Origin of the sequence: Acinetobacter dispersus (genome assembly GCF_009884975.1) — a bacterium.
Classification (GTDB): Bacteria; Pseudomonadota; Gammaproteobacteria; order Pseudomonadales; family Moraxellaceae; genus Acinetobacter; species Acinetobacter dispersus.
This window is the reverse complement of record NZ_CP041970.1, coordinates 2244089-2260057: the sequence shown is the minus strand read 5'-3', so window position 1 is coordinate 2260057 and position 15969 is coordinate 2244089. Positions and strand designations below refer to the sequence as shown.

The window sequence follows — 15969 nt, the reverse complement described above, 5'->3', positions numbered from 1 at the left end:
TGTTATTGAGAAGAAATCATTTAGATGGTTTCTTCTTTTTTATTTTTATAACGATTTTTCCAACTTCTGATGACGACCCAACGCCAGAGTAGATGTGTGCTTAGATAGAAAATAACAGCAAATAAAATTGCTTCAATAACGAGTCCAGAAACCAATATCTTGGCTAAACTAAAATCAATATGCCCATGCCCAAAGTTCTTAATCCAGTTTAAAATTTGATGTAGAACGCCAAGTAGCATTTCTTTATTAATCATATTGACGTGATAAATTTTTGTCCCAAACCAAAAGCCTAAATACAGAATTGGTACCACGGTAAACGGATTGGTCAACCATGCCATACATAAGCCAATTGGTAAATTTACTTCAAAAAATAATACGGTCAGAATAATAAACAGACTATGAAAGGGGACAGGTAAAATCCCCCAAAAGGTGCCTATAAACATGGCTTTTGCAATCGAGCGACGATTCACATACCAAAGCAATGGATTTAAGGCGCGATCACCAAAAATTTTCATCAGCTTTAGGCTCGCGACTTTCTCTGATGAAGGCAGCCACTTGTGAAAGAATTGCTTAGGCATAAACGCGGAAATAGACCCAATAGGACAGATAAACAGGAAATTGTATAGAAAATAACACGATTTACTTAGTGAAAACTTAAAATAGCGTCAGACATTATTGCACTAAAAATAAGCCCAAGACGAATAGGTTACATTTATTGTATTTTAAATAGACGCCTTTTATGCGGTGACTGCTGAGTAGAGTAGGCTTGAATTTAATAAAATAAATATAAAACAGTTGCTTAAGCTGCATTTAGTCATAACTGTTTACAGTTAATTTTTTGCTATGGCTTGTGAATTGGATTAATCTGAAATTATCTTCTAGTGAGGTCATTCAATGATTTCATGGTTCTTTATTGGTTTAGTCATTACCATTCTATTGACTCCAGGCCCAACCAATACCTTATTGGCATCTTCTGGTATTCAGGTTGGATTGCGCAAGTCTTTACTATTGATTCCTGCTGAAGCAGTTGGCTATATCATTGCGATTACTGCGTGGGGAATGCTAATTGGTAAAGTCTCAGCGACTTTGCCAGCTTTACCAATTTTTCTGAAATTATTAAGTGCGGGTTATATCGTCTTTCTTGCGATTAAATTATGGCGCACTGCGAACCAAGAAGTGGCTTTAAATCAACCGACCATTCGGCCTAGAGAGTTGTTATGTGCGACCTTGCTTAATCCTAAAGCATTGTTATTTGCTTCAGCGATATTTCCTGTTGCAGCATGGAAAAGCCAAGAGATTTATATTGCACATATGAGTACTTTTGTCGGCTTGATTTTACCAATTGCATTATTCTGGATTTCAGTTGGTGCAATGTTAGCAACGAATAAAGTTGCATGGTTGTCTCAATCAAAATTACAGCGTACTGCATCTGTAGTGCTTATGGCTTTTGCCATTCCAATTAGCTATTCAGCATTGATCAATTTATAACTTTGACAGTGTTATCCACATAACAGGATAGTGCTGTTGTTTTCATTGATACCATTTTACGTTAAAGTACTCGCCAATTATTAACTTCGTCTATGGATAAAAAGTCATGGCAATAAAATCTGATCGTTGGATTCGTGAAATGAGCGAAAAACACGGCATGATTGAACCTTATGCAGAGAATCAAGTTCGTTTTGATGAAAACGGAGAAAAGTTGATTTCTTATGGGGTATCGAGCTATGGCTACGATGTCCGTTGTGCGCGCGAATTTAAGGTGTTTACCAACGTTCATTCAGCGATTGTTGATCCAAAAAACTTTGATGATAAAAGTTTCATCGATATCGAATCTGATGTTTGTATTATTCCGCCAAACTCATTTGCTTTAGCGCGTACCATCGAATACTTCCGCATCCCACGTAATGTTCTAACAGTTTGCTTAGGTAAATCAACTTATGCACGTTGCGGTATCATTGTAAACGTTACGCCATTAGAGCCTGAGTGGGAAGGTCACGTTACCCTTGAGTTTTCAAATACAACTAACCTACCAGCACGTATTTATGCGGGTGAAGGTGTTGCACAAATGCTGTTCTTTGAAAGCGATGAAGTATGTGAAACATCATATAAAGACCGCGGTGGTAAATACCAAGGTCAAACGGGTGTGACTTTACCGAAGACCTAATTATTAAGGCAGATTAAAAAGCTCATTCTATGAAAATAGGATGGGCTTTTTTATGTGATTTGTTTAAACAAATTTTATATTTATGGCCTAAATTGTTTAGTTAAATTAAACTTGTATTTAATATTATTTAAAATATAATTAAAAAACGATTTGTTTTTATACCAGCTCACAGCGTGTAAATAGATTAGAACCTCGTCTGTAGTTGATATAAGACATTATAAAAATAAACAAATATGGATGTTTTAAACACGGAGGTCGGTCATGCGACAGTTTAAATCTCGTCATTTAGCAATATTTTTGTTAGGCAGTTCATGCTTAAATTTTGCATATGCCACTACCAGTACATTAAAAAGTATGACGGATAGTGAGTTATCTGCGTCGACAGGGCAGGCATTAATGAGTCTGTCTTATATTGCACCGACTGATGCTAAAAACTTGGAGAGTCAGCGCTCAGGCGGGGATCAAAATCTTGGTTTTTATCGTTTAGGTATGGAGGCAGAGTTAGAACTTAATACTAATATTAAAAAACTACAATTAGGTTGTGGTGGTGTAAATGGTATTGGTGGATGCGATATTGATATTGATTATCTGAGTTTGAGTGGAGTTTCAGATACGAGAGAGGGACGAGCAAGTTCGAGTGCAAAACTAACGAATCCATTTATAGAGTTTGCAATTAAAAATCCAAATTCTGCAGCAACTCGCAATGTAGTTGGGTTAAGGTTAAGTGCTGAAAAAGTTTTAGGTTTATTAACATTTGGAACAGAAAATTCGGCTAATCCTGATGGAATAAACAGTCTTTCTGGTTATATGAAAGTGAGATCTGGTATTGGAGATACTGAAGCAGAGAGAAGCAAAATTAAGGGTTATGCAAATACAGCAGCACAATATATGAGCCTAGCGACTTATCCGATAGAAGGACGTTTAATTGCTAATGTACTAGTTGATTTAGCTGATGCAGATTTTAGAACTAACGGTGGTGGGTTTAGTATCCCTGAAATGAATAATCTTCCTTTTGAAACTCCACAAATAGTCGTAAATGGTAAGAGAAATATTTCAGTTGGTTTAAATGCAACAGTTAATGTTCCAACAATTCATTTAGGAACAGGAAATGACTATCCATCAGGAGGCAGAACTACTACAGATACTAATGGAAGAACTATAGCAGTCTATACGGCAGGTAATCCGGTGGATGCTGTGATTACGGGATGTAGAAATCTGACACTCGCTCCAACATGTTTAGTAGCATGGGAAGGGCGCCAGTTTAGTAATATTCGAATGAGTGGTTCTGTGAGTGGAGCTAAGGCAACAGTAAATTTTCAAGAAGCTCTTGGGTATATTCATCGATTAGAGATTAATTCAGCGGCGTCATTGAGCCTACAAAATCAAAATATTTTATGGCCAGATTCGGAGGTGACAAATATAGCACAACAAGGATGGTGGTTAGCTTTGCAAGATCCTGTGAGTATTGGGCGTGTGGAACCTACGCAAAGATTGAGTCTTGAACCTTTACTAGGGCAGTTTGCTGCCAAAGCTGGAAATTATTTAAAACAGAACCCTGCAAGAACAAGTGATATTTTGGGGGTAATGACAGGAATGGGCTTAGATGCAGATATTGGAAATGTAGATTTATCTAATGTTTCTCCTTTGCAGATGAACCTCTCTAATTTACAGCTCAATGGGCAAAATTTTGCTCCCAACTGTTATGGAAGTTTAAAATTTTGTTAGCTTGACCTCTTTAATAAAAAGACAGCATATGCTGTCTTTTTATATTTATACATAGGGGCTTATACATTCTTAATTATTGATGTTTAACCTTTTGTGACATTTTATTTATTTTTAGAGGATATATTTGTTACATTTTGTCTATTATTTAACATAAATTGAGTTTATATTGACAGAAATATTTATGTCATTGGGTTAGACAACTCATTTTTTGCCGTTAATAGTGTCGCATGGACGCGAGTATTGTTCTCTAGCTTGGTAGAGCCAAAGGGATTTTTATTATGAAGAATAGAGATTTATCTGTAATGTTTTTAGGAATAATAAGTTGTTGCACGCATTCAGCTTATGCTACTTCTACTCTACATTCTATGTCTGATAGTGAATTGGCGGCTACCACTGGACAGGCACTCATGAGCTTGTCTTATCTAGCTCCTGCAGATTTATCTAATCTAGAATCAAAAAGATCAGGCAATAGTAATGCGAGTAATGGCGGGGTTGGATTCTATAAATTAGGATTAGAGGCTACACTTGAGTTGAATGCAAATATCAAAAAACTGCAACTAGGGTGTGGGGGTATCAATGGAGCAGGAGGATGTGACATTGATATCGACTATTTGAGTTTAAGTGGTGATTCGAATACGAGTGTCGGTCGTGCAAGCTCTTCAGCTAAATTAACGAATCCATTTATCGAGTTTGCGATTAAAAACCCAAACTCAGCATCAACACGCGAAGTGACAGGCTTCAGGTTGAGTTCAGAAAAAGCAGAGGGTTTGATTACTTTTGGTTTAGAAAATGCTAAAGATTCAAATAATAATGGCATTAGAAGTGGGATTAATAGTTTAAGTGGTTATATGGAAGTTTCACCACAAACAGGAATGGCGACTGTTAATCCAATAACGATAACGCAAAATGGGGCAACTAATCCAACGAATGTCGCTTTGAGTGGTAAAGCATGTAGTGGACCCTATTTTGGTAGCTGTGGGATTGTACAAACGACTTATACGACTACTGGTTATACCTTGAACTTAACACCGTCACAGCAAGCAAGTTTAACTTTACCAGGTCAACCCATTACGGGAAAGCGTATAACATCGGCTCCTTTAGTGGCCTCAACAATCGTAAATGGAATTAATATTTCTGGTAATTTGTCTGCGAATACTGGTATTGGCATTCCATTATCTGGTACTGCAAATGGTGTTTTGAATAATTTAAATGTAAATGTGACGATTGATGAAGATTTAGGGCTTTTTCATAAAGCGAATCTTAATGGAACACCTGCATCATTAGCACTACAAAAACAAGATATACGTTGGCCTGGGACAAAATCTGTTGCTCAGCAAGGATGGTGGTTAGAGTTTTCTAATCCTATTGATATTGGTGATATCACGCCCAATAAGAATGTTGATATTGCGATGCCTACAATTATTGAAGCTTTAGGATTAGTTAATAAGCAGTTAGCAAACCAATGGGTATATTGTGGTTTCTTTGCAACGAGCTGTTTGGCCGGTAATATTAATATTGGTCCGATCAATTTGCCAGATAGTGCAACACCAGCCAACTTAGCCTTAACGAACTTATCTTTAAAAAACCAAGACTTTGCTCCTAACTGTTATGGTGGCTTAAAATTTTGTTAACTTAATCTTTTTAATGAAAAAGACAGCTCAGGCTGTCTTTTTTATTCTTATTCAATGATAGATTTACCAGTTTTAGATTATATGATTTTTCATGACATTTCTATTATCTTTATAGGATATTTTTGACATATATTGTCTATTATTTAATATAAATTGAGTTTATATTGGGGAAATAATACTTGTGGCATTGGGTTTGGTAACTCATTTTTGCCAGTAATAGGGGTGTATAGAAACAAGTATTTTTATCTAGCTTTTTAGAGTTAAAAAAAGGATTTTTATAGTGAAAAGTAGAAATTTATCTGTAATCTTTTTAGGGATAATAAGTTGTTGTGCTAATTCAGCTTATGCTGCTTCTACTCTACACTCTATGTCTGATAGTGAGTTGTCTGCAACTACGGGACAGGCATTGATGAGTCTATCTTATATATCACCTACCGACGCAGCCAATTTAGAATCAATACGCTCAGGTAATAATAATGCGAGTAATGGTGGAGTGGGATTTTATAAATTAGGCTTAGAAGGTACTCTGGAGTTGAACGCAAATATCAAAAAACTCCAGCTTGGATGCGGTGGAATCAACGGAGCAGGGGGATGTGATATTGATATTGATAATTTAAGTTTAAGTGGAAATATAACAAGTTCTTCAACAGATAGAGCAAGTTCAGATGCAGTTATAACAAATCCTTTCCTTGAATTTGCAATTAAAAACCCTAATTCTGCCTCAACAAGAAGTATACAAGGTTTTCGTTTAAGCGCAGAAAAAATTGTAGGTCTATTAACAGCAGGTACAAATAATGATTCCCCAAATGGGATTAATAGCCTATCGGGATATCTCGTTATTAATGGCTATGGCACGGCGACGACGTTAGCAGGTACTTTTGGTACACATCCTGGCGAAACAATTAATACTGTCGTGGATACGACTAGTATACCGCTATGTACAAGTGGTTGTAGTGCCAATTCAGCAGTTACTGTAGGTTATGGAACAAGTAATAATACAGGATTAACGATCCCATCTGTAAATGCGCAGTTTTCTGTAAGTAATCAAACTGTAACTGGCAATCGTATGACTACAGCAAATGTTCAAGCTATAGCGAACATTCCAAATATTGCTATAACAACCTCATCTGGTCAATTAGGGGCCCATCTGACAAAAAGTGCATGTGTTATTTTCGTTGCATGTGTCAGTGATACTTTTGTTAAGTTGAATACTAGTCTAGATAATTTAAAAGCAAATATCACATTTAGCGAAGGTTTAGGTTATATACATAATATTCCAATTAACAGTTCTGGTTATTTATCTTTACAATCTACGGCATTGCGTTGGCCGGGTGCTGCTGAGGTTGCACAGCCTGGCTGGTGGTTATCTATGCAAGATCCAATTGATTTAGGGGAGATATCGCCTAAAAATAAATTGGATATATCAAGTGTGTATCCACAGATTGCAACACTTTTAGGGCAAAAACTTGCACAACCTGAATATAAGCTTGCATTGGGATTAGGAGATGGGATTAATGCAATCTTTGGTGCCGGTATTACCAAAACTGTTTCTCCAATTGATTTGACAGGTAATTATGTGAACTTGCCCTTATCTAATTTAATTTTAACTTCACAAAATATAACTCCAAATTGCTATGGTGGCTTAAAGTTTTGTTAATTTAGTTTCTTAAAAAAGCAGCAGTTGCTGCTTTTTTTGTTTTTAACATGAGTATTTAGAAAAAACTACTGATTTACCTTTATAGGTCATTTTCGTCGGATAATGTCTAATTTGCATAAAAAATTGGTTATATTGGAATAAAAGAGCATTTACTCAGATTTTAAAGTATAAAAGGATTTTTATAATGAAAAGTAGATACTTATTTATTTTGGGAGTGTCAGGCTGCCTTGTTAATTCAATAACGGTTGCTTCTCCAACTTTACAAAGTATGACAGATAGTGAAATGTCTGCTACGACTGGGCAGGCATTAATGAGTTTGTCATATATCGCCCCAAGTGATGCATTGAACTTGGAAGCTAAAAGAACTGGTGGCGATACAAATATTGGTTTTTATAAACTGGGCTTTGAGGCTAAAGTTGAAATCAATGCCAATATTAAAAAATTACAATTAGGTTGTGGTGGTATAAATGGTGCAGGTAGTTGTGATATTGATATTGATAATTTTAGCTTAAGTGGTGCATCTACTGATACTCAGGACACCGCAGCAAATCGTGCAGCGCGAGTTCAATCCGATGCAATCATGAACAACCCTTTCATAGAGTTTGCAATTAAAAATCCTAATTCAGCTTCGACTCGATCTGTGGAAGGACTTAGACTGAGTGCTGAAAGTGTTATAGGCATGTTAACGTTTGGAACAGAAAACTCACAAACAAGTGGAAAGGTTGGTATACCCAATGGTATCAATAGTCTGAGTGGTTATATGGAGTTAAACTCTGCAAGCGGTACAGCAGTAACAAATGCCAGAAATATGACACAAGCGATTGGTGATATGACCGGGCGCGTGGAAATGTGTATTGGAGCAAAGTTGGGAGACTTTTGTTTAGGGGGATGGGCACCAGTTAATTACACTGCCTCTACATATAATATTGAGTTGAGTAGTGCTTCTGCGAGTTTTACTACCAATCCAGCTGTAGTCAATGGTAAGCGGCAAACTGCTGTCCAGCTTACGGGTATTGCAAATATTGGTGATATTACGTTCAAGTGTCCTGCGGGTCAGGAAACAAGCTGTGTGACTGCTACAGCATTGGGGTTACCTCTGAAAGAAGGTGTTTCAGGAACGATCTCTAATCTGAAAGCAAATGTTCAGGTAAGTCAAAGTTTAGGATTAATTCATAAAATTCCTGTGAATGGAAATGCATTTTCTTTATCTCTTCAAAATAAAAATATTCAATGGCCAGGTGCTGCTGCTGCAAATATTGCACAACAGGGATGGTGGTTAGCATTTGGTGGTGGCATTGATATCGGGAGTATCAGCCCAAGCAACAACGTAGATATTCCAGATTCAAGTTTACGCCAAGCATTAGGGCCAGCGGGTGATCAGGGAAATACTACAATTAATGGTGCACTTTATAATAATATGCCGAGATGTAGTATTACTGGATGCTTATTTGGAACAGTTCTTCAAGTTCCTAAGATTTATTTAGGTCCGGGCAATGGCGCTCCAGCCAATACCCCACAAACCTATGTAGATTTCCCATTAGTAAATCAGGTCTTAAGTGCACAAAGTTTTGTTCCGAATTGTTATGGCAGTTTGAAATATTGCTGATTTAATTGAAAGTAGCTAAGACTACTTTTCGTTTCGCTTATCGGAAAAATGTAACATTTCCCCTGTTTTTTTGCATTTGTGTAATTGTTAGGCATAATAATCTATAGTAGTTAAAGTTGAGTGGTGCTTGGATGCAAATTCTTTATTACTAAAGATTGATCACTCAAATGGATTAAAAAAATAAAGTTGGTGCGGAGCATCGTTAACAGGAAGGTCAAGATGACTACACTTCATACGGTATCTTTTCAAAAAAAATTATTGGTAAGTCTAATTGGCTTATGTTTAAGTCAATCTGTTTTTGCATTACAAGAATTGACCGATCAAGGATTAAGTGAAACGACTGGTGAAGGGATTGCAATTTTACCAACGAACAGTTTTTTTGTATTTCGTGAAGCTGGTGCAAATGAATCATTAAACACGCTATTAACAGATCGTACAAAAGATACAGGTTATATCCATTATTTACCAATCGGTGGTCTTACCTCAACTGTTCAGGATACCAATAAAGATGGTTATGTCTCCGATGGAACCACAGCAATTAGTGGTACTGTTAGACCTGTTGATCATTCTGTAGGGAAGGCTGATCTTTATTTATATGGTTTAGCATTATCTAAAAATGCCAGTAATAATAGTAATAGTCGCTTAGATAGTGGAATTACAAACGGAACTGCAAATGCAGCAATTACATCTTGGGGGACTGCTGCGAATCCATGGTTATTTAAAACAACAACCGCTAAAAATGTACCGAATTTTAGTGCGACGAATTGTACAGGTGCCGCAGATACCAAATGTCAAGTGACTTATCTGAACCTTGAAGCACCACTTTATGAAACTACAGTGCCTACCTTAGCTGCAAATGGAGCCGATGCTTATAATTTGAAATTGGCATTATGGGCAGATGCTTTTGTAAGAGATCAAAGTAAAGCCGAAGGTGATGTAAATCAATTCAATTTAGGTGAAAACTTTGGGCAAAATACAACTGGGCGTGCAAATCGGTTGCGTTTGCAAGGCGTTTGGAATGGTTTTAGCATAAATGGTAGTAATTTACAGGTTTTTCAAACATTAGGTGGCGCTACGAACACCAATGGTATGAGTTCTTTTTATAACAATACGCTTGGACTATCAGGAATCCTCCGTTTTAACAGTGGTACAGGCACAACGGCATCTGATGCAGATGTTTTGCGTTTAAGTACTCGTGAGTGTGGTGCAGGTAATCCAAATGGTTGTACAACTGGAACAGCTCAGGGACTGTTAGCGAGTCCTGGTGTAAGTGGAAGCGGAGTTACAACTGCACCTAACTTCTCTCCAGATGAAGGTTTATTTATTTATAACTTAAATACAAATTTAGTGTTGGGTTCACTTTATCAGCCTTTAATTTTAGGTTCAGATGGGAAAAACTTTAGCTTAGAAATTGCCCGAATTCCCAATAAAGTAGAGATATACTCCAAAATATATACCCGCTACGCAGGAGATACAGGAGATGCTGCGGTTACATATTATGGATCAACTTGTAATGTATTTACCTGTGGTACAAGTACTTTAACAGGCTATCAAGGTGGTTCACCACGTAATGATTATGGTAGTTTGCCTACAAATACCACATTACCAACACATAGTAGTATTAGTATTGGGTCGGTGACTCAAGGTGCTAATAATTTACTTATCGCTGATAAATCAGCCTCTGCAGTAGGTATTTCGTTTGGAAAAGCTGGCACTGCTGGCGCTACTAATATGGGATCAGCCGTTATAGATGGTTTACTGATTCAACATATGAAAATCACTACAGCGGGGCTATGATGAAAACGATAACTTTACTACTTTTACTTTTTACAGCAGTAGCTCACGCAGGCTTAGAAACTTTAGACAACAATGAATTGCGAGCAATTGAAGGACAGGCTGGCGCTGATTTGTCACTGAAACTTACCTTAAACCAAACACCTACTTTTCAATTTGATAATGGTGTTGGAGGGGTGTGCCAAGATTTGGCATATTGCCATCTTGGAATTTCTGTAAATAAAAGGTTCGTTGATGCAAGTAATAATGCTGTCAGTGATCCTACCCAAGCAAACCCTGCAAATAAACTTTGGTTAGTGTTTAAAGGTATACAAGGAACAGTCAATCTTCAAAAATTGGGTTTAGATGGTTTTGATTTGACCTATAAAAATGATGGTGGTCAAGATATTGTTAAACCGGCGATGATGTTTAGTTTAGATTCAACTTTACCAATTCTCATTAGAAATCTTGGTTTTAATGCACTATCAATTGAAAAAGATGACTTTACGAGTTACTACGATAATACAACAGGTAAATTAATTGAGGGAACGAACCCTGCAGTAGCACCGACGACTGGCTATGGTTATTTAAAAGCACCAACTTATACGGCAGTGGCACAAAAGGTTGGGACAGTGGCAAGCGGAGCAACAACAGCAAACAATTATGATACTGGTCGAGAAACAGGATTTATGGGAGTAAACATGAATGGCAACTTGGCGATACAAGGGAAAATTATGATGTTCTCTTGTGATGCTAGCCATCCACGTTGTTAAGTAAGTCTAATTTTCAAAGGATTGAAGTGATGAAAAATAAAAATGTAAATCACAGGAAAATAAGTTTTGCGCTCAATACTTTGGCTGCAAGTATATTTTTTATTAGTCATTCTGCTTATGCATTACAAGCATTAGATGACAGCGCTCTACGTAGTGTGAATGCTCAGGATGGTGTTCATATTGAAACGACGTATGACAATATTAATGTAGATCAGTTTTATTGGCAGGATAATGCAGGAAGAGGAAGCTCTGATGCAGTTGGTACTACATTAAAAGCTGTAGCGAATAATTTTAGAATACAAAAAAATGCTTTAGGTGATCAGCTTGGCACAAATTATAAATTAAATACGGGAAGTAATGGGGCCAAAACTGGTCTAGATATTGAGTTATCTTCAAATCCATCATTAATTACAATTGGTTCATTCCAGATTTGTGATCCGAGCAGATGTAGTAGTGATATTGGTAACTTGGCGATTCAAACAACTTCACCGTTAGATTTAAAATTTAAGACGACGGATGGTCTATTTAGTAAAAATAGCCAAGCATCTTTGGAACTTGGACTAAAAAATGCCACAGTTTATTTAGGCCAGACATCTAATAGTCAATTGAATCAGTTGATTTTAAAGAATTTCAACTTTAACTTTCTTGGTAAAGGGGTGATGTTTGTAGACGCTGCAGAAGGAATGAAGCTTCAGACGAATAATGCTTTACTTACTGGAAATGCTGTGAATGCATCATTAACCCAAACGCCAAATGGGGATTATGGTTATGTTGATTTTACGCGTGTTAAAGATACAGGGGCGGTGACAGCTGGAACATATTCAGAGAGTGGTGTTGCAACTAATTCGGGTTTAAACCTTGAGTTTATGTTGAATAAAAATGTGAACCCAAGTTCTCCTTATACGTTTGATTCAACCAATACTCCATTAAATCAACAGGCCGCACCAAATAATAAAGCACAAGGACTCATTCGCGTGGGTGCAAATGGGCGTATGGTCAATGGCTCCCTTCAAGTGCGTGGCCTAAATGCAAATGCGGCGATTGATCCAAACTATAGTACAAATTATGGAGATCCCAATGGAACCAATATCTTAGGTAAGACCAGTGATGGCAAGGCGATCATGGGGGATACTGGGGTTGCATTCCGTATGAAGGCCGAATTTACCAAAGATGGTGATTCTATGTTGGGGAGTGATGGTAAAGCAACGACTTTAGAAATTGGTGGTGCTGGGCTAAACACCTATGGTTTTGAATTTGGTAACTTAACAGGATTACAGTTAGGCACACGAGGTTCATTTGATACGGGGAATGTTTATATCAATCTAGTTGATGCAAAATCAGTGTACTTACCAGCGAATTATATTTTTCAGACCTCTAAGTTCGGTAATGGTAGTTTCTTAACCCAAAATTCTGATTATATTCAAAGTATTCATACGCAAACAGGAACCACAAATCCTTACAGCTTATTGATGGCAATTCGTGGTGCTGAGTTCCAAGCGATTTCTAGACGTGGTCGTTTTACCAATAGTGCAACCAACAATCCTGAAAGTGGGTATGCCCCGATTACAGAGCATACAGACAATAATTGGGGGTTAGCATTACCATTCTATAATCTCAATGCCAACATGGCGATGTACGGTACAAGAATTAATGCAAATGAAGCTTTTTATTTTGATAAAGCTGGTGTGAAGCGTAGTGTTGCAAGTAGTGGAGATACCCCTCGATTAGGTTTCTCATTAGGAATGAGTACAACTGGGGTGGATCGTGACACCAGTTATACTGCTTTAGGAAATAAAACCACTTCAATTTTAGTGATAGATGGTGCAAAAAACTATTATATGGGACTTCGTAATATTGATATGTTATTGAAAGGAACAGGTACTATTGGTCTTGAAAATGGTAGTTTGAATGCAACATTGAAAGATATGTTAATCGTCATGGCCGCAGAAGTTGCTGCTGGATATTTACCAGGGACTTCTTATAGTGGTGGTGTTGCGCCAAATAATAACTTTGCTTTAAGTAATGATGTCTTATTTGGTCTAAAACTTCGTGTTGGGGGGGATATGAATCTATCTCTTATCCCAAATAACGAATATAGAACTGATGGTACTGGTAATGCGATGAATATTGTTGGCGATCTAAAACTCAATGCCGCAAGTAATAATACCATTCAAATTAGTGATCCTGTGGATGGTTCGGCGCTAGGTCTAGACAATATACAAGGTGATCTAGCATTTAATAACGCAATCCAAATTAATCGACATAGTTCTGGTGAAGGCGTAGTGAGTTTTAATACGGCCTTAACATTTAATCCAAATCGCACCGCTGATGGTGTATTTAGAACTAGAGACATTAATCTTTATGCACCTAGTGGGGGGGCTCAACGATTAGGTGAGATGGCAATTACGGGAGGGCGGTTGACAAGCCAACTTTCTATTATGCCTAGAAACTAAGTCGTTGTAATATGAAGAGAGTCATTTTCCATCTATCTATTAATTGTGAAAATGATTGTGCTTCGGATCTGTTATGCTAAGCTATAGTACATATTTTAAACATTTGTCTACGGATGAGGACAATGAATAAAAACAAGAAATTAGGATGTTTGTCATTATTGTTGCTAAGCCCATTGGCAATAGCAATGCAACCGATGGATGATCAAAGTCTTTCTGCAACGACTGGGCAAGATGGTTTAACGATTGGTGTTCAGGCAAACGTTCAATTTAATCAAATAGCAATCATTGATAATGATGGCTTGTCTTATGGCGGTTATACGGCTCCGTCTTATACTAATCGCGCAGGTTTAGTGATTGCTGGCGTTGCTGGACAATCGACAGCAGCACCAGTGAAAGTCTCTGGTCTTAATGGTAGTGCAGAGACGATATTAGGTTTGAAAGCCGCTATTGATACCGATGCGGGAACAGCTTCTACAGGTGGAGCTTTTGCCAATATCGCTTTAGCTTTTGATAGCAATATAACCGGTCTCCGGATTTCTCCATTTTCAATTTATACGGCTAGTCCTACCTCGCTTTCTAACATGAATGGGGGAACTTATACACGGAACTCAATTTTTAGCTCAGGCACTTTGCTGAAAAGTGATGTAAAAGAGCTATTGCGTGTAGGGGGAATAGATATTGTCTTTGGTTCCAATAAGCCAAGCATGAATATTCAGATGGGAGCCGCTCCGCAAGGGCGTATGGTTCTTTTTGATGGTGCAATTGAGTCAATCTGTGGCTCAGGTACGGGTTGTAATATTCTATTGGTATCGGATTATGCCGCTGCAGGAAATTCAACTACAGCACCTGTTGGTGCGAGTTTTGACTTTAAACTAACTGGAAATAATGGCAATCCTTTCGGGCTTAAAGGTTTCTATGCTGGTATTTATGGTTCAGCAGGTACTACGGATAAAGGTGGAGTTGTGTTTGGAAATGCAGGCACAACCGATAAGTTTGATCTACAGCTAAATAATGTATTACTTGGTACCAGTGGCTCTCAGAAGACAGGTACGTTTAATAATTTGCCGAATGCTTCCATTGGAAATATTGGTATGTCAGGTGCTTCTGTGACAAATTTACAGATGAAAGTGAGTGGGATGTAGTTAGATCACTTGGATTATAAAATCAATTTTAAAGCGGCCTAGGCCGCTTTTTTATGGCATGCAGAATAGCTATAAATTTAGCTTTGTTTTAAGTATTGGATAATTTCATCTAATTGCTTGATCTTCTTCACTTGCCCCCACAAAGCTTGCGCTTCAGGATAAGCCTTGGTCATCATGCCTAGCCACTGCTTGTAACGTCCCACCATGCCAATTTTAGTTTTATATTGGCCGCTTAAGAAACGTAGTTGTAATTCAACCAAATCTTGCCAAGACAGCACGGCCTGCTCCATATTTTCTCGAATACACAGGGTTAAATCTGGTGTGGTGACTGCACCACGTCCAATCATCAAATCTTGGCAATGCGATTGTTCTAAGCAGACTTTAGCATCGGCATTGTTCCAGATTTCACCATTGGCAATCACATTAATTTTCAATGCTTCGGTAATCGGTTGGATTTTTTCCCAATAGGCAGGTGGGGTATAACCATCTGCTTTAGTGCGTGCATGAACTGTAAGCCAACTTGCGCCTGCATCTTCAATCGCATGGGCATTATCTAAGGTATGGTTTTCATCGAGATAACCCAAACGCATTTTGGCAGAAACAGGAATATGTGCAGGCACTGCATCACGAACAGCTTTGACCAATTGATGTACGGTTTCAGGTTCATCCAGTAAAACAGAGCCACCACGATGACGATTCACCGTTTTTGCGGGACAACCAAAATTTAAATCGATTGCAGGTGCACCCAGTTCAACGACTTTTGCTGCATTGGCTGCTAGCATCTCTGGGTTATTGCCAAGGAATTGCACATGTACAGGCGTGCCTGCTGCGGTTTTGCCGTCATTTTTGAGTTCAGGACAAAAATTATCGTAGATATGATCTGGCAGAATGCTATCGGTAATACGGATAAACTCAGTCACGCACCAATCAAAACTGCCAACATGGGTGAGCACGTCACGCATGATCGGATCAGTCAGACCTTCCATTGGAGCGAGTACAAGTTTCACGATTTTTTACCTAGATAAGCGAAAACAGCGTTATACGC

General features: G+C 37.9%; 12 protein-coding genes. 10 read left to right on the top strand and 2 right to left on the bottom strand.

Going from position 1 to position 15969, the window contains the following annotated elements:
- Nucleotides 1-20 precede the first annotated feature (20 nt).
- Entirely contained in the window at nt 21-578 is a 558-nt protein-coding gene (locus tag FPL17_RS10310) for a DUF2062 domain-containing protein (protein ID WP_005210795.1), read from the bottom strand.
- Between the two features lie 316 nt (nt 579-894).
- Between FPL17_RS10310 and FPL17_RS10305 the strand changes: the two genes are divergently transcribed.
- The 10 genes from FPL17_RS10305 to FPL17_RS10260 all read left to right on the top strand — a co-directional run bounded on the left by FPL17_RS10305 (nt 895) and on the right by FPL17_RS10260 (nt 14924).
- Nucleotides 895-1488 (top strand): LysE family translocator, encoded by a 594-nt coding sequence (locus FPL17_RS10305; protein ID WP_159884906.1) that lies wholly within the window; start codon nt 895-897, stop codon nt 1486-1488.
- 106 nt (nt 1489-1594) lie between these two features.
- Nucleotides 1595-2164 (top strand): dCTP deaminase, encoded by a 570-nt coding sequence (gene dcd, locus FPL17_RS10300; protein WP_003653416.1) that lies wholly within the window; start codon nt 1595-1597, stop codon nt 2162-2164.
- A 261-nt stretch (nt 2165-2425) separates the two neighbouring features.
- Nucleotides 2426-3889, top strand: coding sequence for a hypothetical protein (locus FPL17_RS10295; protein WP_159884904.1), 1464 nt, complete (start codon nt 2426-2428; stop codon nt 3887-3889).
- 278 nt (nt 3890-4167) lie between these two features.
- Entirely contained in the window at nt 4168-5520 is a 1353-nt protein-coding gene (locus FPL17_RS10290; RefSeq protein WP_159884902.1) for a hypothetical protein, read from the top strand.
- A gap of 280 nt (nt 5521-5800) precedes the next feature.
- Nucleotides 5801-7177, top strand: a complete 1377-nt coding sequence (locus FPL17_RS10285) for a hypothetical protein (RefSeq protein WP_418655471.1) — start codon at nt 5801-5803, stop codon at nt 7175-7177.
- 184 nt (nt 7178-7361) lie between these two features.
- A complete protein-coding gene (locus tag FPL17_RS10280) occupies nt 7362-8783 on the top strand; it encodes a hypothetical protein (RefSeq protein WP_159884900.1) in 1422 nt (473 codons plus the stop codon).
- A 219-nt stretch (nt 8784-9002) separates the two neighbouring features.
- Nucleotides 9003-10580, top strand: coding sequence for a hypothetical protein (locus FPL17_RS10275; RefSeq protein ID WP_159884898.1), 1578 nt, complete (start codon nt 9003-9005; stop codon nt 10578-10580).
- The gene (locus FPL17_RS10270) at nt 10577-11329 is read left to right on the top strand and encodes a hypothetical protein (RefSeq protein ID WP_159884896.1); all 753 of its coding nucleotides are present in this window, start codon (nt 10577-10579) and stop codon (nt 11327-11329) included. The genes FPL17_RS10275 and FPL17_RS10270 overlap by 4 nt, the downstream gene beginning before the upstream one ends.
- Nucleotides 11330-11358: 29 nt before the next feature.
- A complete protein-coding gene (locus FPL17_RS10265) occupies nt 11359-13782 on the top strand; it encodes a DUF6160 family protein (protein WP_159884894.1) in 2424 nt (807 codons plus the stop codon).
- Between the two features lie 122 nt (nt 13783-13904).
- Entirely contained in the window at nt 13905-14924 is a 1020-nt protein-coding gene (locus FPL17_RS10260) for a DUF6160 family protein (protein WP_159884892.1), read from the top strand.
- Between the two features lie 77 nt (nt 14925-15001).
- On the opposite strand, the gene FPL17_RS10255 is transcribed toward FPL17_RS10260, so the two are convergent.
- The gene (locus FPL17_RS10255) at nt 15002-15931 is read right to left on the bottom strand and encodes a tRNA dihydrouridine synthase (protein WP_159884890.1); all 930 of its coding nucleotides are present in this window, start codon (nt 15929-15931) and stop codon (nt 15002-15004) included.
- Between the last annotated feature and the right edge of the window lie 38 nt (nt 15932-15969).